The sequence below is a fragment of the Nitrospirota bacterium genome (assembly GCA_040757335.1).
In the GTDB taxonomy this organism is placed as follows: Bacteria; Nitrospirota; Nitrospiria; order 2-01-FULL-66-17; family 2-01-FULL-66-17; genus JBFLXB01.
Map to the genome: position 1 here is coordinate 182,764 of JBFLXB010000001.1, position 20,833 is coordinate 203,596.

Sequence of the window (20,833 nt, forward strand, 5' to 3'; positions counted from 1 at the left end):
TGCAACCGATGATCGCTTCGCGTCCCAGGTTGATGTTGAGCCAATCTACGATAGGCGGCTAAGATCGACGTGGGTTGCGTAAGGGTTGTGTCGATCAGGAAATCGGAACGCGGAGGCGGGGATGGGCGTAGCGATCGAGCAGTTGAAGAAGGAACACGCGGCCATCGAGCGGATGCTCGTCGTGTTGGAGATCGTGTGTCGAAGGCTGCAGGCGGGCCAAGCGGTGGAGCCGGGGCACCTCGAACAGATCGTCGCGTTCTTCCGTGGTTTCGCGGACGAGTGCCACCATGGCAAGGAAGAGGCGGTGCTCTTTCCCGCGTTGGAGAAGGTCGGGATTCCCAGGGAGGGCGGGCCGGTCGGGGTGATGCTCCACGAGCACGACCAGATGCGGGGGGCCTTACGCGCAGTGCGCGACGCGGTTGAGCGCCATCGAGCGGGGGAAGTGGGCGCGGCGAGCGACATCGTCCGGCACGCGGGGAACTACGCGAGCGCGCTGCGGCTCCACATCGACAAGGAAAACTCCGTGCTGTTCCGGATGGCCGAGATGCGGCTGGGACCAACTCAGGAGCAGCAACTCGCCGAAGCGTTCGAAGTCGTCGAATCTCAGAAGATGGGAGCGGGCAAACACTAGGAACTCCACGCGCTGCTCGACCGTCTGGAAGGCATCTATCTCCACGGTCGGCTCGCGTGAATGGGAGCGGCGGGGCCTGACAGGGGACCGCGGTGGGCTGAACACGCTGGACCAGCGGCTCTTTTGTCTAGGTGGGTGCCGCGGAGCCGACCCGTTCGTGGGGCGGCGTTGCGGCTCCCAATCTCGTCGTGTTGGCCCGGCCAGACAGGCACGCCCACCGCGGCCCGCCGGACCTTACCTCCGGCGCGTGAAAAATGTCAACGTGAAGTGCAGCGTCAACCATAGAAGTCCGCCGACGCGCTCAACCAGCGGCGTTAACACCGTGTAGGTGAACTCCCTCCGTTTCCTCTATCCCGAGTGACGATCTCCCAACACCACCCGCACCCGGTGGGTGGCGCCGTCCAAAATCAACGGAATCTCCGCGGGGTTCACCGGCGCGCCGTCGAGTTCGGCCTCCGAGACACAACGACAGCGACGTTTGGGATTGAGAACGGTGATTTCGTACCGGGTGCCCCGCGTCCCATCGGCCTGCCAGACCAGCGAATACTCGGGCCAGGCCGTGGGGATGCAGGGGTCCATTGCGAAATGGGCGCCCTTTCGCCTGAGTCCCAGGATGCTCTCCAGTCCGGCGCGGTACATCCACCCGGCTGAGCCGGTATACCAGGTCCATCCGCCTCGTCCGGCGTGGGCGGGGTGGGCATAGACGTCGGCGGCCACTGCGTAGGGCTCGGCCTTGTAGCGCTCGACGTCGGCGGGCGTGCGCGCATGGTTGATCGGGTTGAGCATGTGCAGCAGTTCCACGGCTTCATCCCCGCTGCCCAGCCGCGCGACCGCCATTACGGTCCAGAGCGCGGCGTGGGTGTACTGTCCCCCGTTTTCCCGAATCCCGGGCAGATATCCCTTGATGTAGCCGGGATCCTGGGACGAGCGGTCGAACGACGGCGCAAACAACAGCACCACGCGGGCGCCCCGTTGCACCAGATGCGCGCGCACTGCGTCCATGGCGCGTTCGGCGCGAGGGAGGGGCGCGGCGCCCGAGAGCACGGCCCAGGATTGCGCGATCGAATCGATCTTGCACTCGTCGTTTTGCTCCGAGCCCACGGGTGCGCCATTGTCGAAGTACGCGCGGCGATACCAATCGCCGTCCCACGCGAGTTCGATCATGCCCGCCAATCGGGCCGCCTCGTGCCGGTACCGGGCGGAGCGCTCGCTCTCGCCGCGGACCTCGCACACTGACGCGAACCGGGTCAGCACGGCGTGGAGGAACCATCCCAGCCACACGCTCTCGCCGCGTCCTTGATAGCCGATCCGGTTCATGCCGTCGTTCCAGTCCCCGCTGCCGATCAGCGGGAGGCCGTGGCTGCCGACGGTGAGGCCCTTGTCGATCGCGCGCACACAGTGCTCGAACAATGACGCGGAGTCATTTGAGACCTGGGGTTGGAAGTACGCCTCCTGCTCTCCGGGCGCCAGCAACGGAGCGGCCAGAAAGGGAACGACTTCATCGAGCACGGCGCGGTCTCCGGTCGTGTCCACGTAGTGGGCCACGGCGTAGGGGAGCCAGAGCAGGTCGTCCGAACACCGTGTGCGGGTGCCGCGTCCGCTGGGCTCGTGCCACCAGTGCTGCACGTCGCCCTCGATGAATTGGTGGCTCGCGGCTCGGAGCAGGTGCTCGCGAAAGAGATCGGGCCGGGCCCACGCGAGCGCCATGACGTCCTGGAGCTGATCGCGAAATCCGTAGGCGCCCCCTGGTTGAGAATAGGCCGAGCGCGCCCACAGGCGACAACTGATGTTTTGATAGAGCAGCCATCGGTTCCACAGCAGGTCGAACGAGTTGTCCGGGGTCTGCACCTGAACCGTGTGAAGAGTCTGGTCCCAGGACCGACGCACCGCGTCGAGGGCTGCTTGCGCGCCTGGCGCGTGGCCGAAGCGGCGGACGAGATCTCGCACCTGATCCAGGTCCTCCCCCTGGCCGTGAAGGAACACGAGGGAACGGGTCTCGCCAGGCGCGAGGGTCATGGCCACGTGCAACGCGGCGCAGGGATCGAAGCCGGCGCCGAATCTTCCGGAGAGCGCCTCACGGTCGAGGGCCGCGGGGTGCGACAGCGAACCGTTGCGGCCCACGAACTCCATGCGGTCGCCGGTGGCCGAGGCCAGGCCGTCATCAACGTACGCGAACGCGACCCGGCCCGCGAACTCCGGGTGATAGGGGTTTCGCGCCAGCACCGCCGCCGTGACTACGTCGAATTCCGTCACCACGTGACGGGACTCCCCAGCGCTGGGTGGCCCCAGCACCCATTCGTTGTACGCGAACACGCCAAGCCGCCGGGTGTGCTCGCTCGCGTTGGTCACGGTCAGCACCGAGATCTTGACGGGGTCTTCCGCCGCAACGAACACCGCGAGCTCCTGGACCAGACCGTGGTCGGCGAGGGTGAACCTGGAGACCCCGGCCGAGTGGCGGATGACGAAGCGCGGGCTCTCGCGGTGTCGCCGCACGGGGCCCGGCGTGGCCGACCACACGTCGCCCGCGTCCTCATCCCGCAGAAAGATGGCTTCACCGGTGGGATCGCTGATCGGGTCGTTCGCAAAGGGCGTCAGGCGATTCTCGCGGCTATTCTCCGACCAGGTATACGCGGACCCCGAGGCCGTGATCACGGTCCCGAAGTGAGGGTTGGCGATGACGTTGACCCACGGCAGCGGCGTTTCGCGATCTCCTTCCAGGACGATGACATAGTCCCGTCCATTGTCGGCGAATCCGCCGAGCCCGTTGGCGAGGGTGAGGGCAGGGATTGCGACGGGCGGTTCGGGACGGGTCGGGATTGGCTCCTGAGCGCTGGGGGGTTTGAAGGCGTCCCGCCATTGCGGTTCGGGATAGGGTCGATCCAGTTGGGTGGCCAGCCCCCCGCGGTCGCCGCTGACGATCGCCCGGGCCACGCCGGCGAGCAGAAGACGCTCGGCCTCGCCCATGCCGTCGCCACGCAGGAGGTAGATGCCGCCCGGACGGTGTTTCCACGCGCCCCACGGCCCGCTTTCCAGGAGCGCGACGAGCGCGGCGTGCATTTCGTTCAAGTAACTGACCGGGTGTTCGTTGACGATGACGACATCCGCGCTCAGTCCCTTCATGCGCCAATACTCCTGGGCCTGCAAGACTTGGCGCACGAGGGGCAGGTCGTGTTCCTTGACCACGCGTACCAACAGAATCGGTAGATCGCCCGAGATCCCGTGGGCCCAGAGCCCGGCCTGGCCCAGGACGTTGCGGGCCAACACCTCCGGGGCCGCGCGCAGCGAGCCGTCGGTGTATAACACGCGGGAGGCCAAGCGATCGAAGAGTTGGGCTTCGTCGCTGGAGATGCCCAGGTGCCGCAGGCGGATCTGCGCGTGGGTGAACGCGAGCGCAAAGGTCCGGCCTTGCGCGCTGGGGTCGTGGTACTTCTGGGCCAGGACCAGGGCGGCGTCGCGGGTTCCGGCCATCCCGGTGGCGAACGAGAGGCGCACGAAGCCGCCGGGGGCGAGGCGGATACGCGTCCTGAGGCTCACGATGGGATCGAGCACCGCGCCGGTGGTGCCGGATAAGGCTCGTCCATCGAGCGCGATCGGGTCGTCGGGGCCGCGACCGCGTCCGAGGAAGCGAGCCCGATCGCTCTCCCATTCGACCGGTCCCTGCATGCGTGCTTCCACGCCGAGGACGTGCACCGCCCACGCGCCTGATTCGTCGCCGGCGCGCGCGCGGCGTGCGCACAGCAGGGCGGCGCTCTCGGGGAGGTATTCGGTCTCCACGAACAGGTTGCTGAAGGTCGGGTGAACCAGATCATCGGCGGGCGGGGCCAACACGATTTCCGCATAGCTCGTCACTTCGAGTTCGCGCGGGCGGTCGCTGCGATTGGTGACCGAGAGGCGGCGAACCTCGACGTCGTCCTCCGCCGATACCGCGATCTCGATCTGCGTCTCGATCTCGTCGTCGCGGCGGTGGAACACGGCTTTCTCCGCCAAGAAGGTGGCGAGGTAGTTGTCGGGCGCGCCGCCCATCGGATGAGCCGTCGCGGACCACACCGACCCGCTGCGAACGTCGCGCAGGTAGAGGAACTGGCTTCCCGGGTCGCGGGTCGGGTCCTCGCGATACCGCGTGACCGCGCGGCCGCGGCAGAGGCTGGCGCCCCCTCCCGCGTTGGTGATGATCACGGTGTAATTGCCATTGGAGAGAAAGTGCGCGTGAGGGTACAACGTGTGAGGCGACCGGAACCGGCGCACTGCCTGGGGCGGCACCGGGGCCGCGACCCGCGTTTCCTCGGCCGGTCGAGGTTGGGTGATCGGCAGGTGGCGCGGCACGCGCTCCTGGAGCAGCAGCTCGGTGGCCTGCACCCGCGGGTCGGCGTGGAATCGCTCCACCATCGGATACCCCAGGAGGGTATTGGCCAGGGCGACCAGGGTCATGCCCTGGTGGTGCGCGAGGTAGGCCTGCACCACCACGCCGTGCGAGCCGTGCGGTCGGGGACCTGGTCGGGGATCGGCCTCGTCGGTCCGGCGGGTGGTGAAGTCGATGGCGTCGTAGTAGCCGTACCGTCCAGCCCGCGTTCGGAGAGGTGTTGCAGGTTCTGGATCGCCTCCTTCGCGTCCACCATGACGGCCAGGGCGGTGGCGTACGGCGCGACCACCAGATCGTCCCCGAGCCCCCGCTTTAACCCCAATCCGGGCACGCCGAATGCTTTGTATTGATAGGTGCCGTGCGCGTCGACGAGGTTGAACGCGGACTCCGAGATGCCCCACGGCACGCCCTGTTGGCTCGCGTAGTCGATCTGGCAGCGCACCGCCATCCGGCACGACTGATCCAGCAGCGTATCGGGATACCGTCGCATCATCAGGAGCGGCATCAGGTATTCGAACAACGTGGCGCTCCAGGAAAGCAACGTGGGGGCTCCATCCACGCTGGTGACGAGGCGCCCGAGGTGAAACCAGTGGGTTTCGGGCACATCGCCTTTGGCGATCGCGATGAAACTGGCCAGCCGGGCTTCCGAGGCGAGCAAATCATAATAGGAGAGATCCAGGCGGCCGGGCCCGTCCGCGTCGGCGAGACGGTAGCCGATCGAGAAGATTTTTCGTTGGGCGTCGTACAAGGAGCCGAATTTCATCCCGTCGGCGCACGCCAGCGCGCGATCTGCGAGCTCGTTCACACGCGCGGCGGCCAGCTTGCTAAGGTGGCACCGCCCTTCAACCAGCTCAGGGCGAGCGCCATCCTGAGCAGGGTCGCCGGACATGGCACGGGCCACGGCGTGGGCCCAGTAGGCCACTTCGCGTTCCGCGGGAGAGGCGTCGGGTCCGATGTCGAGTCGGTCGATGGCTGCGCGGAACGAGGGGACCAACCGGTCGAGTTGCTCGAGTTGTTGGTCCGCCTCCTCGGGCCCAGTCAGGAGCCGCTGCACGGTTTGCGTCTCCGTCACGAGTGGGGGCAACCGGTCGCCCAGTGGCGGCGGAGCGCCCGCGACCGCCTCCAATGAGAGTCGGAGGATCTCGGTGGTGTCGGCCAGGCCGGCCACGATCTGCTTGGGTGTTTGCGGGGTTCGGGCCAATTGGCGCAGGCCCCCGGCCAAGGTCAGGAGCGCCCCGGCGAGGTTGCCGCTATCCACGGTTGAGACATACCGGGGGGAGAGGGGAGTCAGGCTGCGGGTATCGTACCAATTCAGGAGATGCCCTTCCCATCGCTCGAGTCCTTCCAGGGTGGTCATGGTCAGGTCGATCCGATCCAGCAACTCAGGGGTGCGGATGTAGCCGAGGTCGTGGGCAGCGAGGGTCGATAGCAGGCCCAGCCCGATATTGGTGGGCGATGTCCGGTGAGCCACCGTGGGCCCCGGCGTTTCCTGGAGGTTGTCGGCGGGCAGCCCGTGATCCTCGGCGCCCATGAACGTGTCGAAGTACCGCCACGTGCGGCGCGCGATGAGCCGCAGGAACAGCTGTTCTTCCTGGGCGAGGTGCACTCGTCGCGGCGCGACCAGCCGGCTCAACCAATACGCGACGAACGGCGCCGCGGTCCATGAGACCAGCAGCGGCGCGGCCACCAGCATGGAGGAGGGACGCAACGCGGTGATCGCGGCCGCGATCCCCGCGGCGATGACGGGGCTGGCGAGCATCGCCCCGGCGAAGGACAAGACCCGGCTCCGGCGCGCAAGACCGGCCGCCCGGGCCGCGACCGCGGCTGCGGTTTCCCATTGTAGGAGCCGTCGCTGGGTCATGACCAGTCGGACGAGGGTGAGCGCGATGGCGTGCAGCATCTCGTAGGTGTGGTAGGCGAGCAGCGTGACCTGAAGCAGCACTTGCGCGGCCGCGGTCTCCACGTCGTCCCAGCTTTCGCGCAGGAAGACGCCCCATTGCTGTTGGTTCCGGGGGCCGGCGATGGTTCGGAGCAGCAGGGGGTAGAGGCCGAAGGCGAGGGCGGCCAGAACCCCCGTGGTCCAGACCGCGGGATGTCCCGGCAGCCGGGTCCAGGCCAGGGCGAGGAAGGCGACCGTGGCTGGGGCGACCAGGCTGCGGCGAAGATTATCGAAGATCTTCCAGCGCGAAATCAGTGGCAGCCGGTTGCGCTCCAGGCCTTGGCGGGTGGGCACGACCGGAAAGAGCCAGAAGAGGATCTGCCAGTCGCCACGCACCCACCGATGCTGGCGCCGGGCGTGGGTGAGCACGCTCGACGGATAGTCGTCCACCACTTCGACGTCGGTTACCAGCGCGGCGCGCGCGTAGAGGCCCTCGAACAGGTCGTGCGAGAGCAGGGCGTTCTCGGGCACCCTCCCGTCCAGCGCGGCCATAAACGTGTCCACGTCGTAGAGGCCCTTGCCCGCGAACAACCCCTCTCCGAAGAGGTCCTGATAGGTATTCGACACCGCAGTGGTATACGGATCAACCCCGGTATGGCCCGCATACACCCTGGCGAATCGTGATCCCGCCGCGCTCGCCATGGTGACGCTGACGCGAGGTTGCAGGATGCCGTAGCCCTCGGTGACGCGTTGCAGGCCGGGGTCGAAGAACGGACGATTGAGCGGGTGCGCGATGACGCCGATCAGTTTTTTCGCGGCGTCGCGCGGGAGGCGGGTGTCGCTATCCAAGGTGAGGCAATACCGGATGCTCGGCAGGACGCTCAAGTCGCCGACCTGGATCCGAAAACCGGTGTCGGTTGCGCCGCGCAACAGCCGGTTGAACTCTTCGATCTTGCCGCGCTTGCGTTCCCAACCCATCCACGAACCCTCTCCCGGGTTCCATCGCCTCGCGCGATGAAACAAGAAGAAGCGATCGGTGCGTCCCTCGCCGTGCCGCGCGTTGAGGGCGTTGATTCCGGCGCGTGCGGCGGCGAGAATACTGTCATCCTCCGGCATCTCCGCGGCAGGCGCATCGGCAAAGTCGCTGAGGATCGCGAAGTGGATGCGCGGATCGAGGTTGCCGAGAGCCTGGACCTCCAGGTGCTCCATCAGCTCGTTCACTCCGGTCACGCTGGTCAGGAGCGTGGGCACGATCACCATGGTCCGCGCGTGCTCCGGAACGCTGCCGGAGCAGTCGAGGCGGGGGAGCCGCCGTGGCGGCACGACCCACGCCGCCAGCCGCTGCACAAGCGCGATCGCGAACTCGCTGGCGGGGAACACGAGCAGTCCCGCTGCACACAGGTGCATCCAGGTTGCCGCGCGGGACAGGCCGGCGTACGACGCAGCCCAGGCGAGCAGCAGCCCCGTGATGAGTCCGATGGAGCCGAGGTAGATCTCGGTGGCATAGAAGGAGACGACGCGTCGGAGGCGCTCGGCCAGGCGTGGAAGGTACTCCACGTCGGTCTCGAGCTCGGGGCGACCCTTGCCGATCAGGTGGTATCCGACGTGAGCGGCTCGCCCGGAGGGGTCCAGCTCGGCCGCCTGGCGGGCGCTTTCCACGGTACGAAGCGCGACGCGGAGCTGGGCTTCGCCGGTCGGCTCGGCCAGGTCCTCGACCGCGTGTCGGTAGAGATCGCGACTCAGAAAATCCATGGTGCCGTACACCCCGGCGGGGTCGCGCTGGAGCACCTGCTCGATGAGGCTGACGTGTTCGACGTACTCGGGCCAGTCCAGCGTCGAACAGAGGCGAAGGCTGGTGATGGCGTTGGCAATCGCGACCTGGGCGGTGGCTTGCCTGGCGTGTTCGGTCCGGATGATGTCTTCGGCGGTCGTCCCGTGATCGCGGAGCGTCGCCTCGACCGCCGCCCGAAGCGGTGAAACCACGGGCCCGTACTCGCGGATTCGTTGCAGCAGTTGGACGACAAATGCGGTGTCGAGGACCACGGGCAGCGGTCGCAGGACCGAATAGTCGTGATCCGCATCGATCTCAGACAGATAGCGGTCGGCCGCGCCGCGAGCGCTTCGGGCCTCGAGCATATCCTCTGCGAGGCGTCGGATATTTTCGATGAGCGCCAGCTTGAGCATGCTGGGCCACGCCCAGAGCTCGCCGATCGTCAGGGGGGCAACCGTCTGGTACGCGACCACGAAGCGGGTCAAGCGGTGGCGATCCAACCGGCTGTCACTCTGCCGAATGAGCTCCAACGCCATCGCGTAGATGCGCGCCGTTCCGAACCGCTCCCGCGAGGCGAGTTTCGGGAGCTGGAGATAGTACTCGCGCGGGAGGGTGTGGAGGATGCCGCGGATCTCGGCTTCGACGAGATGGAAGTTGTCCAGCAGCCACTCTGCCGCGGGCGACATGACCTCGCCGCGGTGGACGTCGTCGGCCATGATCCGGTAGGCGTCGCGCAACACCCGCGCGTTGTCTTCGAGTTGGGGAAAGAAGCGACGGGCCCGCCGGCGGGGATTGCGAGCGAGCGTAAAACTGGCGGCGAGCGCCTTGGCACGCTCTTCGAGCCGTTCGATACTGAGGATTTCGCCGCGCAGGGGTTGGGCGGTTTTGACGTGCCTCCCGCCCCTGATGAGTCGGTACAGCGCGGCGAGGCGGTCACTCATCGCCGGCTCACCGGCCAGTCTGTTCTGCGGTCGGATCTGACCGATCTACTACCGGCCGACTCCTTCGGAATCCACGACCCGAGGGCGCTGTGCCCGCCTGGGCAACGACAGGTTCAGACAATGGGGCGGAGGACATGCCCGCATCGTACCATCTTCTTCCGGGAATCGCGCGCGCTGACGAAGTCACATTGACTCCGTGAACTTAGCGTGATACGGTCCGCCGCCTATGGACGAGAAATATAAAGAAGCGGAACGAAGCTCCTTCAGTCGCCAGTTGATCCTCGGTCGTCCCGTGAGCCGCGCGGCGATCGACGTGATGGAGGTGCTGGACGGCTGGGGATATATCACGGCGGGGATCAGTTTTCTGGCGCTGGGCATGGTGGTGTTCGTCCATGCCTGGTATGCCTTCGCGATCACGGTGGGTTCCACGGTTGTTCCTGCCGTGCTGGGCCTTCTCCATGACCTCTTGCTGGTAATCATCCTGTTAGAGCTTTTTCGTACCATCATTAATTTCCTTAAGACCAAAGCCATCACATTGGAACCGTTTCTGTACATCTGCATCATCGCGTCCACCCGGCGCATCCTCACGACGGGGGCCCAGATTGCCAACGTGGAGGACCTGACCGATCAACTCTTCCATCGGTATCTGCTCGATGTGGGGGCGAATGTGTTGGTGATCGTCGCGCTGGTCATCGCGTTATATGTGGTTCGCATATCTCCGCAGCGGAGTATGACCTAGGGCGGGGTCATGGCGCATGAGACATGCGGAGGTTCATGAGATCTCGCCATCATTAGTGAACGATTTCAGCTCCAACATTGGATTCAAGTAATCCCGCTTGACCGCGCCTTCCGTTCAGCGTACGATGATGCCATGACGTTCTAGCCCCGCTGGCTGTCCTATCCGTCGCGCTTGACCGTTCCCACCGCGCGACGGATTCTCCAGTCTCCGCCGCTTCTACGCCGAAGTCTCTGTTGGTCGTTGCTTGTAACGGGCGGCCACCGTCCGTTGATCAGATAGAGCTGATCCGGCTCAGGGAGAGAACCGTCCGACAAGGAGTAGCACGTGTGGTGGACGAGCGCTGTGACTCTGATGATGGTGTGGCTGCTCGGGGTGGTGAGCCACTACACGATGGGCGGGCTGATTCATGTCCTGTTGATGGTGGCCTTGATCACCGCGGCGGTGAGTCTTATGCGGAGCCGGAGACTCGCGTAACCAACGGAAGATGACATCTTTACTGCTCGAATAGGAGGCGCCATGGACTATAGCAAAGCGGTCTTTAAGCGCGAAGCATGGGGCACCAAACCGTGTAAGCATCCCACGAAGGAGTCGGAATATTTCATGGGCAAGAACACGGGGAAGACCGTCTGTACGATGTGCGGAAAACTCTTTCTTTCCGGGCTGCCCGTGAATCCCTGACAAAATAGAGACCGGTCGACGTAGCGACCGTGTTCTCCAGTCTTCCAATCAGGCTCAGGGAGAGAAACGTTATCCCGTGAACAGAGAGGTGACCGAGATGTATCAAGCGACGAGTGGTATCGTCGGATTGTTCGCAGTGCTAAGCCTGACATTGGGTCTGGCCATCTGGGCGTCGTGGACCAAGGGGCGTATGAAGAAGACAAACCAGAGTAGCCATCCCGTCGTTCCATCGGGAGGAGGAGTCCCATGACACCGGAAGAGCAAATTTCGAAGATGACCAAAGCGATCAATCAGGCCATCAAGGTGATGAACGACCGGTTCGGATCAACGGAAGGGGACGTGGCCAGGGCGATTGCGGACCTGAAGGCGTCGCTGCAAACTTCAGCGTGAACACGGGTCCGCACGATGGGGCGCTACGCTGGCCGCTCCCCATACACGACCATTGGTCCACGCCGTTTGCCGAGGCGTTGCTGCACCATCTGGATCTCTTCACCGGGGCCACGGTTTTGGATGTGGCGTGCGGCCACGGCACGCCGGCGTTCTATCTGGCGGAGCAGGTCGGCCCCACCGGACAAGTGCTCGGCATCGACCTGAGCGAACAGAAGATCGCGCGCGCTCGAGAGGCTCAGAAGCAGGATCTCCCGTGGCTTCGCTTCGCGTGCTTGGACATGCGCTCGCTGCCTTCACGCGTGCCGATCGTCGATCGGATCACCGGCAACCTCGCGGTCCTGTTCTTTCGTCCGCGCCGGCTCGAAACGGTCCGTGGCTTGTTCGACCACCTGAAGCCGGGCGGCCAACTCGTCCTGACGTTCCCGTCCCGCGGGACGTTTGCGCTGCTTTGGCGGAGAATCGATCGGGAACTCGCCGCTCGCGGGTTGGACGCTGAGCGCCATTATCTCGCGGAGTACGTGACGGAGCGGCCCTCCGCGGACGAGGGGCGCGCCTGGCTCGACGCGCTGGGATTCGAGCGTATCGAGGTGGCCGAGTGGCCCCTGGAGATCCCCACTGGTCCCGGCCAGTCGTTTCTTCGCCATCCGATCCTCCGAGGCGGCTTCCTCGACGACGTGTACGATTGTTTCGACGATCGGGGCGTTGCCGAGGAGGTTATGAAGCGAGTGTCTTACGACATCCCCAGTTTCACGCCCTTGATCGCTCAGCGGTGCGTGCTGTCGGGATGGAAGAAGGCCGGGGCGGGACTCGGGCTCGCTGAAGCCGCAATCTGCTGACCGCACGTCGCTGGGGGATGCCCCGAAACAGGCTAATCGATCCTTGCCGAGGCTCTCGAGAATGATGCGCCTGGTTCTACGAGCGAGGGATCGGTACATCCTTCCTGACTTCGGGGTAGAGATCTCCAGTCCTCAGCCGTCCAGAACCCTCCGTTTGGGGGATAGCCGTCTGAAGCGCTCAGATGATACTGTTACCTTGCAATTTCGAGGCGGGATTTGTTACCCGTATCCATCGGGGAGCAGGGGTCCGATATGAGTCGCCTGTCATGCGCCCAGGCAAGTGGGATGTTGTTGCTCGCCGGGTGGTTGGTCGTCTGCCTCTTGTGTCAAGGCTATCCCGACACGGCCCACGCCCATCATGCGGACCCTGCCGATCTCGACCGCGGGTGCCTCATTGTGGCCGAGGTTTCTCCGTTCGCCGCTTCCCAGTTGTTGGCCGAATCAACGCGTTGCACCGGCGACATTGACGATCCGTTTCTGGCGGCGCCACCCTCCCCCGGGGTGGTATTCGGAAGTGTACATCCGGCGGTTCATCCAGGTGTCTCGTCCTCTCTGAGGTCCGCCAAGCTCTTCCAATTGCACCGCGTGTACCGCATTTAGCGCATCGCCCGTTCGGGCTGATGTCCGACGTTCGTTTCTAGCTTCCTGACAACGTAGTACGCGGCATCGACCATTGCCCGGTTGGGCCGCGAGGAGAACCGGATGAATCGGCGCGCTCCGTCGGTTGTCGTGGTCCACCTGTCGTTGGCGGCAACCGGGTTCTTGCTCAACTTCTGGTGGGAAATGATGCAGTCGCCGCTGTACGCAGACGTCGGGCGCAAGTCGTACGCCGAGATTTTGACGTCGCGGTTGCATTGCACGGTGGGCGACATGGTGATCCTCCTGGGCGCGTATTGGATCGTGGCGTTGGCAACCGGCAATCGGTTCTGGGTGTTGCACGGCCGTATCCGGGATGTCGCGGCGTTCACGGCGCTCGGGCTGGGATACACCGTGGTGAGCGAGTGGGTGAACGTGGACCTTCGCAGCGCGTGGAGTTACTCCGGTTCGATGCCTCGCGTGCCGTGGATTGCCACTGGATTGGCGCCGTTCCTGCAGTGGATCGTTCTACCTCCGCTAATCGCGGGGGTGAGCCGGCGTTTGGTGGGGCTGCCTCACGATGGCGGCTCCAATACGGACACACATCTCTACGAAGAAAAGGAGCGAAACATGAAGCGTGCGATCACCGGTCTTGTGATGATGATGGCCTTGCTGTCCTCGACCGCCGTGGCTTTGGCCCAGATGGGGAAGTCAGACAAGGGAGGGGGCGGCATGATGGGTGGGGGCATGATGGGCGATGGGATGATGGGCGGCGGCATGATGGGTCGCGAAGACGATGGCGGGATGGGGATGCACGGTCCGGGAATGGAAATGGGCGGCATGAGCGAGATGAAGAAGATGATGCGCGCCATGCCCAGGCTCAATCTCACACCCGATCAAAAGAAAAAGGTCCAGCTCTCGACCCTCCAGCACCAGAAAGAGGCGATTCCGCTGCTGGGCCAAATCCGCATGGCGGGCGTGGAAATTCAAGAACTGCTGCTTGCAGATTCCGTAAACCTCGACAAGGTCAAGTCCAAGGTCAAGGAGAAATACGACGCTGGCGCGAAGCTGGAGATGAGCCATTTGGCGCTGGCGCAAGAGATCAAGAAGATGCTCACGCCCGAGCAGCGGCGACAGATGGAGTCCATGATGATGCCAATGGGGCCGATGATGGAGTCCATGCCCATGATAGGGGGCATGATGGGCTCCCCGGCGGGCTCGGCCAGGCCGGAACCGGCACCTTCAGAAGCGCCCGGCGGGTCGAGCGGGGGGGCGACCGACTCCAAGGACCCGCACCATCCTTGAGGAGGACTGCAGATGACGACGACCAATCCGTGGAGAACCGGGGCGTAAAAGCAACCACGGACACGGAGGCAGCGTGATGGCAACTGATCCGGTCTGCGGCATGACGGTTGACGAGGCGTCGGCCGCGGGAACAGCGATGTTCGAGGGGCGGGCGTTCTTCTTTTGCTCTATTCACTGCTTGCGGGCGTTTGAGGCCAACCCCAAGCCCTTTGTCGCGTCCAGCTCCATTCATGCCATGCCGGAGGGTCTCCCCCCAGCCAAGACGACCAAGGCCGCCAAGGAGATGGCCAAGGACCCGATCTGCGGGATGGTGGTGGAGAAGGCCACCGCACTCAAGACCGAGCGTGCCGGGCGGGCGTACTACTTTTGCAGCGCGGGGTGCCAGCGCACATTCGAATCGCCCGAACAGGAACTCAAGTCCATGCGCACCCGCGTCACGATCGCGCTCACCGGCGTGCTGGCCTTGGCCGTGCTGCGCGCCGCCGCGTTCCTGGCGCTGGCCACCGGCGCCACGATCGTCACGTGGGCGCCGATCCCGCAACTGCCGTGGTTTACGTGGGGCGTGTGGCTGTTCCTGTTGGTCACGCCGGTGCAGTTCATCGGCGGGTGGTCGTTCTACGTGGGGTCGTGGACCGCGATCCGCACGCGCACCATCAACATGGACTTCTTGATCGCGCTCGGCACCACGGTCGCGTACCTCTACAGCGTCGCGGTGATCTTCTTCCCGTGGGTGCTGCCGGTGAAGATCGAAGAGCGGGATGTGTATTTTGAAGTCTCGGCCGTGATTATCGCGTTTGTGCTGCTCGGCAAATACATGGAGGAGATGATCAAAAAACGCTCGTCGGCCGCGGTGCGCAAGCTCTTGGATCTCAAACCCGCCACCGCGCGCGTGATCCGCGAAGGCGCCGAGATGGAGGTGCCGGCCGAGAGCGTGATGGTCGGCGAGGTCGTGGTGGTGCGGCCCGGGGAGAAGATCGCGACCGATGGCGCGGTGATCGAGGGTGCGTCCTCGGTGGACGAATCCATGTTGACCGGCGAATCCATGCCCGTGGAGAAAACGATGGGCAGCCAAGTCATCGGCGGCACGCTCAACCGCGCGGGCCTGCTGCGCTTCAAAGCCACGCGGGTCGGCGCAGAGACGGCCCTGGCGCAGATCATCAAGATGGTGGAAGAGGCGCAGGCCAGCAGCGCGCCCATCCAGCGCCTGGCTGATCAGGTGACCGGCTATTTTGTCCCGGCCGTGGTGGGTGTGGCGGTGCTGGCGTTCGCGGGTTGGTGGCTGGCCGGCAATTTCCCGCAAGCCCTGCTCGCGTTCATCGCGGTGCTGATCATCGCGTGTCCGTGTGCGTTGGGCATCGCCACGCCCGCTGCGCTGATGGTGGGCGTGGGCAAGGGCGCGGAGGGCGGCATCCTGATCCGCGGGGGCGAGGTCTTGGAGCGCGCGCAAAAACTCACCGCGGTCGTCTTCGACAAGACCGGGACCCTGACGCGGGGGGAACCAAACGTCACCGACGTGGTGCCGCTCGCTGGCCTGACGGAGACAGAAGTCCTGCGCCTGGCTGCGGCGGTGGAGGTCGGCTCGGAGCATCCGCTAGGGGAGGCCATTGTGCGGGCGGCGCAACACCGGAAATTGGACCTGCCCAAGGTGAGCGACTTCGAGGCGATTCCCGGTCACGGGATTCGGGGGCGAATCGCAAATCCCCCCTCCGCCCCCCTTTTTCAAAGGGGGGAACCACATCACCTGTCACAGCCGTTCCTCCCCCCTTTGGAAAAGGGGGGAGGAGGGGATTTGGTTTTGCTCGGCAACCGACGGTTGTTTCGGGCCGAAGGGATCGATCCGTCGCCTGCAGAATCCACGATGACCCGCCTGGAATCCGAAGGCAAGACCGCGATGCTGGTGGGCGCAGACCGCGCGCTGGTCGGCATTGTTGCCGTGGCGGACACGCTCAAACCCGAGGCGAGGGAAGCGGTCGGCGCGCTGCGCCAGGAAGGCGTCGAGGTCATCCTCCTCACCGGCGACAACCAGCGCACGGCCCACGCCATTGCGCGCGAGGTCGGCATCGAACACGTGATTGCCGAGGTTTTGCCGGCGGACAAGGCCCGGGTCGTCCAGGACCTGCAGAAGCAGCGAAAGATCGTGGCCATGGTGGGCGACGGGGTGAACGACGCGCCCGCGCTCGCCGCCGCGGACATTGGCATCGCGATCGGATCCGGTTCCGATGTCGCCAAGGAAACCGGCGGCATCATCCTTGTCAGAAACGACGTGCGCGACGTGGTGGCGGGCATCCGTCTGTCCCGCGCGACCATGCGCAAGATCAAACAGAATCTGTTCTGGGCGTTCATTTACAACAGCGTGGGCATTCCGATCGCGGCGCTCGGGTTTTTGAATCCGATTGTCGCTGCGGCGGCCATGGCGCTGAGCTCCTTGTCCGTGATCGTGAACTCGGCGCTGTTGAAACGACAGAAGTTGGCGGTGGCGTGACGTGGATCTCCGGAGGCAACGGCCGTGAATGAGCGAATGAGGGCGTGCGTGCGCGACTGGGCCTGGATCTGCCCGTACCTGATGCTGGGGTTGGCCGCGGGAATCTTGATCCTGTTCGGCGTCACGGTCTGGACCTCGATTCTGGTCGCGCTCCTCCTGGTCTGTCCTGCGATCATGATTTGGGGAGCATTGTATCTAAGACGACGTTCTCCGAAAGGGTAGTATGGATTCCCGTCCGTTCAGGCTCAGATTCGCAGACGTCAATCGCCTCCGCGCGATTCTGATGATCGTGCTCGAATCCGGCGGAGCGATCGTGATCGAACGGTTGCGGCTCAATTACCTGCTGCCGCTTCGATACCGCGTTGGCCGACTCCTCAGAAGGAGACCGTCCGAGCACGAGCTGACCCGAGTCGAAGCGACCACGCTCTTCTCGCCCCCGGCGTTGCGTGCGCTCCTGGAGCGGCTCGGTCCCACCTTTGTCAAATTCGGGCAGATCCTCAGCATGCGCGCCGATGTCGTGGGCGCGGAGCTCTCCGAGGAGCTGTCCAAGCTCCAGAGCAATGTCGGCCCGTTTCCCTATGAGATTGCGAGGGAGATCATCAAGGAGGAGCTGGGCCGGCATCCCGAGGACCTGTTCGCTTCGTTTGAAAAGGTCCCGGTGGCCGCGGCCTCATTGGCGCAGGTCCATCGCGCCCTTCTCAAAGACGGCGCGGAAGTGGCGGTCAAGGTCCAACGGCCCGGTATCCGCAAGATCATCGAGCAGGATATCCACATTCTGCATTTTCTCGCGGGCTTGGCCGAGCGGTTCCTTCCGGAGCTTCGGCTCTACCGACCGGCAAGGATCGTGCAGGAGTTTGCGGACTGGACGCTCCGTGAGCTCGACTTCAAGGCCGAAGGGCACAATGCGGAGCGGTTTCGCTACATCTTCCGCGAGAATCACGACATCTTCATCCCCAAGGTCTATTGGGACTACACGACCCCGCGCGTGCTCACCGCCGCGTTTTCGCACGGGGCCAAGGTGACGGATCTCGAGCGGATCGCGGCCTTTGGCGTGGATCGCAAGAAACTGGCCTCGATCGGGGTGGATGCGTTCTTCCAGCAATTTTTCGTGGCGGGTTTTTTCCACGCGGATCCTCATCCCGGCAATTTCTTCGCCATGCCTGACGGCTCGCTCTGTCTGCACGATTTCGGCATGGTGGGGTACCTGGATCAGGCGTCACGGCGGGAACTGTTGAGCTGTTTGATTGCGTTCGTGAACAAGGACATCGAGGGCTACACCAAGCACCTCATGCACATGGCCGTGACTGACGAGCGCAGCGACGTGACCGGTTTCGAGAAGGACACGGCCGGGATCCTGAGCGAGTTCTTCTTCTCCGAGCATCCGCCGAGCGTGGCGTGGGCGTTCTTCAACGTGATCAACCGGGCGACCAGCCGCGGGATCCGGTTCCCGGGTGACCTGGCGCTCTTCGGCAAGGCGCTGGTCACCACAGAGGGCATGGGCAGCAAGCTCTACCCGGAGTTCGATCTGAACTCGGAGTTGGCGCCGTTCGTGACCAACGCGCTCAAAGGGTACTTCTCGCCCACCAAGGCGTTCGAGCAGCTTCAAACCGATCTCCTCGATTACGCGGCGTCTGTGCGAACCTTCCCCGATCGGGTGCTCAATGTGCTGACCAAGCTCGAAAAGGGCGAGATCGGCGTGAAGCTGGACACGGGCGATTTGGAAGGCATGAAGAAGGAATTCGATCGCCAGAACGACCTTCGCATCTTGGGCATGGTCCTCACCGCGGTGGTGGTCGCCACGCTCGCGTTGCTGCACTTGGAAGGCACGGCCACAATCCTCGGTATTCCGCTGAGCCGCCTGGGTCTGGTCGTGACCGGCGTGTTGTTGGTCTGGTTCGTGATGCGCCTGCGGCAGGGACCGAGAGGCTAGAGCCCTTTCATGAACGGCACACGTGCTCAGAGCTCTCTCCTTCCCCCCTTGCGGGGGAAGGATGGGATGGGGGGCCGTCAGGCTCGAAGGGGGCATACCTCCGCTCGAGGCGAGCACCGTCCCCGTAGGCGCCCCCCACCCTGCCCCTCCCCCGCAAAGGGGGGAGGGAAATTTCATGCGGCGGGGTGAGTCAGAGCTCATGACCATTAACCAGCAATCCACACCGCGCCTGGGATGGCGCTCGATCCTTGCGCTATGCGGGTTTCTGGCCATTGCCGCGTTCTTTCTGCTGTCAGAGCATCGCGCGCACGCTTTGGGCATCCTGCCGTACGTACTGTTGCTGCTGTGCCCGATCCTGCATCTGTTCGGCCACGGCGGGCACGGCCGTCATTCCGGAGGAGGAGACCGACATGAATAATTCCGCTCCCTCCTATGGCTTGTGGTCGCTGGTGATCATCAACTCCTTGATCTTCATCATGTTCGCGTTCAGCTTTGCCAAGCCGCAGACCTCACGCGACTGGCGATCCTTCGGCGCGTTCTCCGCGTTCCTGGTGGCGCTGTTCACCGAGATGTATGGGTTCCCGCTCACCATCTACCTCTTGTCTGGGTGGTTGCAAAGTCGCTATCCGGGGGTGGATTGGTTCTCGCATGATGCCGGCCACCTGTTGGAGGTCTTGTTCGGCTGGCGCACTAACCCGCATTTCGGTCCATTCCACGTCCTGAGCTTTGCGCTCATCGGCGGCGGCTTCATCCTGCTGTCCAATGCCTGGAAGGTCCTCTACGCGGCGCAGCAGTCCCACACATTGGCGACCACCGGTCCCTACGGCCGCATCCGGCATCCCCAGTACGTGGGGTTTGTCTTGATCATGGTCGGATTCGTGGTGCAGTGGCCCACGATCCTGACGTTGGCCATGTTCCCGGTCCTGGTCGTCATGTACGTCAGGCTGGCGCGCCGGGAGGAGCGTGAAGTCTTGGCGGAATTCGGCGAGGAGTACGCCCGCTACGCGGCGCGCACTCCGGCCTTTTTCCCCCGTCTCGGCGCGATCAACGCGCGGACGCGGGACCTGCCGACCAGCGGACGCCGGTAGCACGCACGAGGAGATCGACATGCCTCGCCACATCGTGGTCACACCATTATCTCGGCTGCCGATCGAGCAACTGGCGGTCGAATTGTGCGAACACAAGGGCGTCGGACACCCGGACACCATCGCGGACACGGTTTGCGAGGCCGCGTCGCGCGAACTCTCCTTGGCGTATCGCAAGACCTACGGCCACATTCTGCATCACAACCTTGACAAAGGCTTGGTTGTGGCAGGGCGAAGCGAGCCGCGGTTTGGCGGCGGGATCTGCCTCGAGCCGATCAAGGTCATTGTCTGCGGCCGAGCGACCAACCAGAGCTCGGCGCTCGATGTCCGCGGGCTGGTCGAAGCGGCTGCGCAGCGCGCGCTGGAGCGGAATCTGCGCTGCGGCTTGGGTCATTTCAAAGTCCTGACCGAGATCCGCGAGGGCAGCGCGGACCTCAGGGAGGTGTTTGCGCGCGGCGCGCGGGCGCCCCTCGCGAATGACACCTCGTTCGGCTGCGGGTACGCACCGTACTCCAGGTTGGAGCAAGTCGTGCTCACCCTCTCGCGCTTGTTGAAGGCGCCGGAATTTAGGTCGGCGTTTCCGGCTGCCGGGGATGATTTCAAGATCCTGGGGCACCGGGTCAACGGGGACCTGCACGCCACGATCGCGCTGGCCTTCGTGGACCGCCACGTGGAGAGCGTGTCCGCGTACTTTGCGACCAAGCGCGCGATCCGCGACTACCTTGCCGACCAGGTCGGCGTGCCGGTGGCGATTCGCATCAACACGCTGGACGACCTCGCGGCGACGAACGAGCAGGGCGTGTACCTCACCGTGACCGGACTGAGCGCGGAGATGGGAGATGACGGTCAGGTGGGGCGCGGCAACCGGGTCAATGGGCTGATCACGCCGAACCGGAGTATGTCGCTGGAGGCTGCGGCGGGGAAGAATCCGACCTCGCACGTCGGCAAAGTCTACAACGTCCTGGCCATGCTCATGGCCAAGGATCTCTACGAACGCCTCGATGGGGTGGACGAAGTCAGCATCACGCTCCTGTCCGCCATTGGTGAGCCCACGGACCAACCCCAGGTTGCGGCCATCGAGATCGGCTCGCGACACGGGGTCCCTTCGGACGTGAACCGCAAGGCCGAGGCAGCGGCTGATGAGTGGTTGGCAAGAATCGAAACAATCACGGATCTGATCCTTGGTGAGCGTGTCACATTGTATTGAGAGACGGGGAGCACATGGCGAAG

The 20,833-nt window shown here is 64.5% G+C and carries 15 protein-coding genes; 13 read left to right on the forward strand and 2 right to left on the reverse strand.

Features of this window, described 5'->3' with window-relative positions; genetic code table 11:
- The first annotated feature begins 121 nt into the window (after positions 1–121).
- Complete coding sequence (locus tag AB1451_00860) at positions 122–631, forward strand: hemerythrin domain-containing protein (GenBank protein ID MEW6681463.1); 510 nt, start codon at positions 122–124, stop codon at positions 629–631.
- 348 nt (positions 632–979) lie between these two features.
- Here AB1451_00860 and AB1451_00865 read toward each other — a convergent pair whose 3' ends face one another.
- Both AB1451_00865 and AB1451_00870 read right to left on the reverse strand, forming a co-directional pair.
- Complete coding sequence (locus tag AB1451_00865) at positions 980–5,089, reverse strand: hypothetical protein (protein MEW6681464.1); 4,110 nt, start codon at positions 5,087–5,089, stop codon at positions 980–982.
- Positions 5,056–9,582, reverse strand: a complete 4,527-nt coding sequence (locus AB1451_00870) for a glucoamylase family protein (protein ID MEW6681465.1) — start codon at positions 9,580–9,582, stop codon at positions 5,056–5,058. The genes AB1451_00865 and AB1451_00870 overlap by 34 nt, the downstream gene beginning before the upstream one ends.
- A gap of 226 nt (positions 9,583–9,808) precedes the next feature.
- Here AB1451_00870 and AB1451_00875 point away from each other — a divergent pair, with 226 nt between their 5' ends.
- The 12 genes from AB1451_00875 (at position 9,809) to AB1451_00930 (ending at position 20,810) form a co-directional block, all read left to right on the forward strand.
- Positions 9,809–10,321, forward strand: coding sequence for a phosphate-starvation-inducible PsiE family protein (locus AB1451_00875; GenBank protein MEW6681466.1), 513 nt, complete (start codon positions 9,809–9,811; stop codon positions 10,319–10,321).
- A gap of 324 nt (positions 10,322–10,645) precedes the next feature.
- Positions 10,646–10,795, forward strand: a complete 150-nt coding sequence (locus AB1451_00880) for a lmo0937 family membrane protein (GenBank protein MEW6681467.1) — start codon at positions 10,646–10,648, stop codon at positions 10,793–10,795.
- Between the two features lie 42 nt (positions 10,796–10,837).
- Positions 10,838–10,999 (forward strand): hypothetical protein, encoded by a 162-nt coding sequence (locus AB1451_00885; GenBank protein MEW6681468.1) that lies wholly within the window; start codon positions 10,838–10,840, stop codon positions 10,997–10,999.
- A gap of 246 nt (positions 11,000–11,245) precedes the next feature.
- Positions 11,246–11,389, forward strand: coding sequence for a hypothetical protein (locus AB1451_00890; GenBank protein MEW6681469.1), 144 nt, complete (start codon positions 11,246–11,248; stop codon positions 11,387–11,389).
- Positions 11,386–12,225, forward strand: a complete 840-nt coding sequence (locus AB1451_00895) for a class I SAM-dependent methyltransferase (protein ID MEW6681470.1) — start codon at positions 11,386–11,388, stop codon at positions 12,223–12,225. The genes AB1451_00890 and AB1451_00895 overlap by 4 nt, the downstream gene beginning before the upstream one ends.
- Positions 12,226–12,927: 702 nt before the next feature.
- A complete protein-coding gene (locus tag AB1451_00900; GenBank protein MEW6681471.1) occupies positions 12,928–14,106 on the forward strand; it encodes a periplasmic heavy metal sensor in 1,179 nt (392 codons plus the stop codon).
- A gap of 76 nt (positions 14,107–14,182) precedes the next feature.
- Entirely contained in the window at positions 14,183–16,588 is a 2,406-nt protein-coding gene (locus AB1451_00905) for a heavy metal translocating P-type ATPase (GenBank protein ID MEW6681472.1), read from the forward strand.
- Between the two features lie 48 nt (positions 16,589–16,636).
- Positions 16,637–16,810: a hypothetical protein gene (locus AB1451_00910; GenBank protein ID MEW6681473.1), complete on the forward strand. Its 174-nt coding sequence runs from the start codon at positions 16,637–16,639 to the stop codon at positions 16,808–16,810.
- A gap of 1 nt (position 16,811) precedes the next feature.
- Positions 16,812–18,518, forward strand: a complete 1,707-nt coding sequence (locus tag AB1451_00915; protein ID MEW6681474.1) for an AarF/ABC1/UbiB kinase family protein — start codon at positions 16,812–16,814, stop codon at positions 18,516–18,518.
- A gap of 199 nt (positions 18,519–18,717) precedes the next feature.
- Complete coding sequence (locus tag AB1451_00920; GenBank protein ID MEW6681475.1) at positions 18,718–18,936, forward strand: DUF2933 domain-containing protein; 219 nt, start codon at positions 18,718–18,720, stop codon at positions 18,934–18,936.
- Positions 18,929–19,606 (forward strand): isoprenylcysteine carboxylmethyltransferase family protein, encoded by a 678-nt coding sequence (locus AB1451_00925; protein ID MEW6681476.1) that lies wholly within the window; start codon positions 18,929–18,931, stop codon positions 19,604–19,606. The genes AB1451_00920 and AB1451_00925 overlap by 8 nt, the downstream gene beginning before the upstream one ends.
- A gap of 19 nt (positions 19,607–19,625) precedes the next feature.
- Positions 19,626–20,810 carry a methionine adenosyltransferase gene (locus AB1451_00930; GenBank protein MEW6681477.1) on the forward strand — a complete coding sequence of 395 codons (1,185 nt, stop codon included), beginning with the start codon at positions 19,626–19,628 and terminating at the stop codon, positions 20,808–20,810.
- The last annotated feature ends 23 nt before the right edge of the window (positions 20,811–20,833 follow it).

Bases quoted from the DNA above. Each gene is read 5' to 3' on its own strand.
- AB1451_00860 (MEW6681463.1), top strand. From the start codon at position 122: ATGGGCGTAGCGATCGAGCAGTTGAAGAAGGAACACGCGGCCATCGAG.
- AB1451_00870 (MEW6681465.1), bottom strand. From the start codon at position 9,582: ATGAGTGACCGCCTCGCCGCGCTGTACCGACTCATCAGGGGCGGGAGG.
- AB1451_00875 (MEW6681466.1), top strand. From the start codon at position 9,809: ATGGACGAGAAATATAAAGAAGCGGAACGAAGCTCCTTCAGTCGCCAG.
- AB1451_00885 (MEW6681468.1), top strand. From the start codon at position 10,838: ATGGACTATAGCAAAGCGGTCTTTAAGCGCGAAGCATGGGGCACCAAA.
- AB1451_00890 (MEW6681469.1), top strand. From the start codon at position 11,246: ATGACACCGGAAGAGCAAATTTCGAAGATGACCAAAGCGATCAATCAG.
- AB1451_00900 (MEW6681471.1), top strand. From the start codon at position 12,928: ATGAATCGGCGCGCTCCGTCGGTTGTCGTGGTCCACCTGTCGTTGGCG.
- AB1451_00905 (MEW6681472.1), top strand. From the start codon at position 14,183: ATGGCAACTGATCCGGTCTGCGGCATGACGGTTGACGAGGCGTCGGCC.
- AB1451_00915 (MEW6681474.1), top strand. From the start codon at position 16,812: ATGGATTCCCGTCCGTTCAGGCTCAGATTCGCAGACGTCAATCGCCTC.
- AB1451_00920 (MEW6681475.1), top strand. From the start codon at position 18,718: ATGACCATTAACCAGCAATCCACACCGCGCCTGGGATGGCGCTCGATC.
- AB1451_00925 (MEW6681476.1), top strand. From the start codon at position 18,929: ATGAATAATTCCGCTCCCTCCTATGGCTTGTGGTCGCTGGTGATCATC.
- AB1451_00930 (MEW6681477.1), top strand. From the start codon at position 19,626: ATGCCTCGCCACATCGTGGTCACACCATTATCTCGGCTGCCGATCGAG.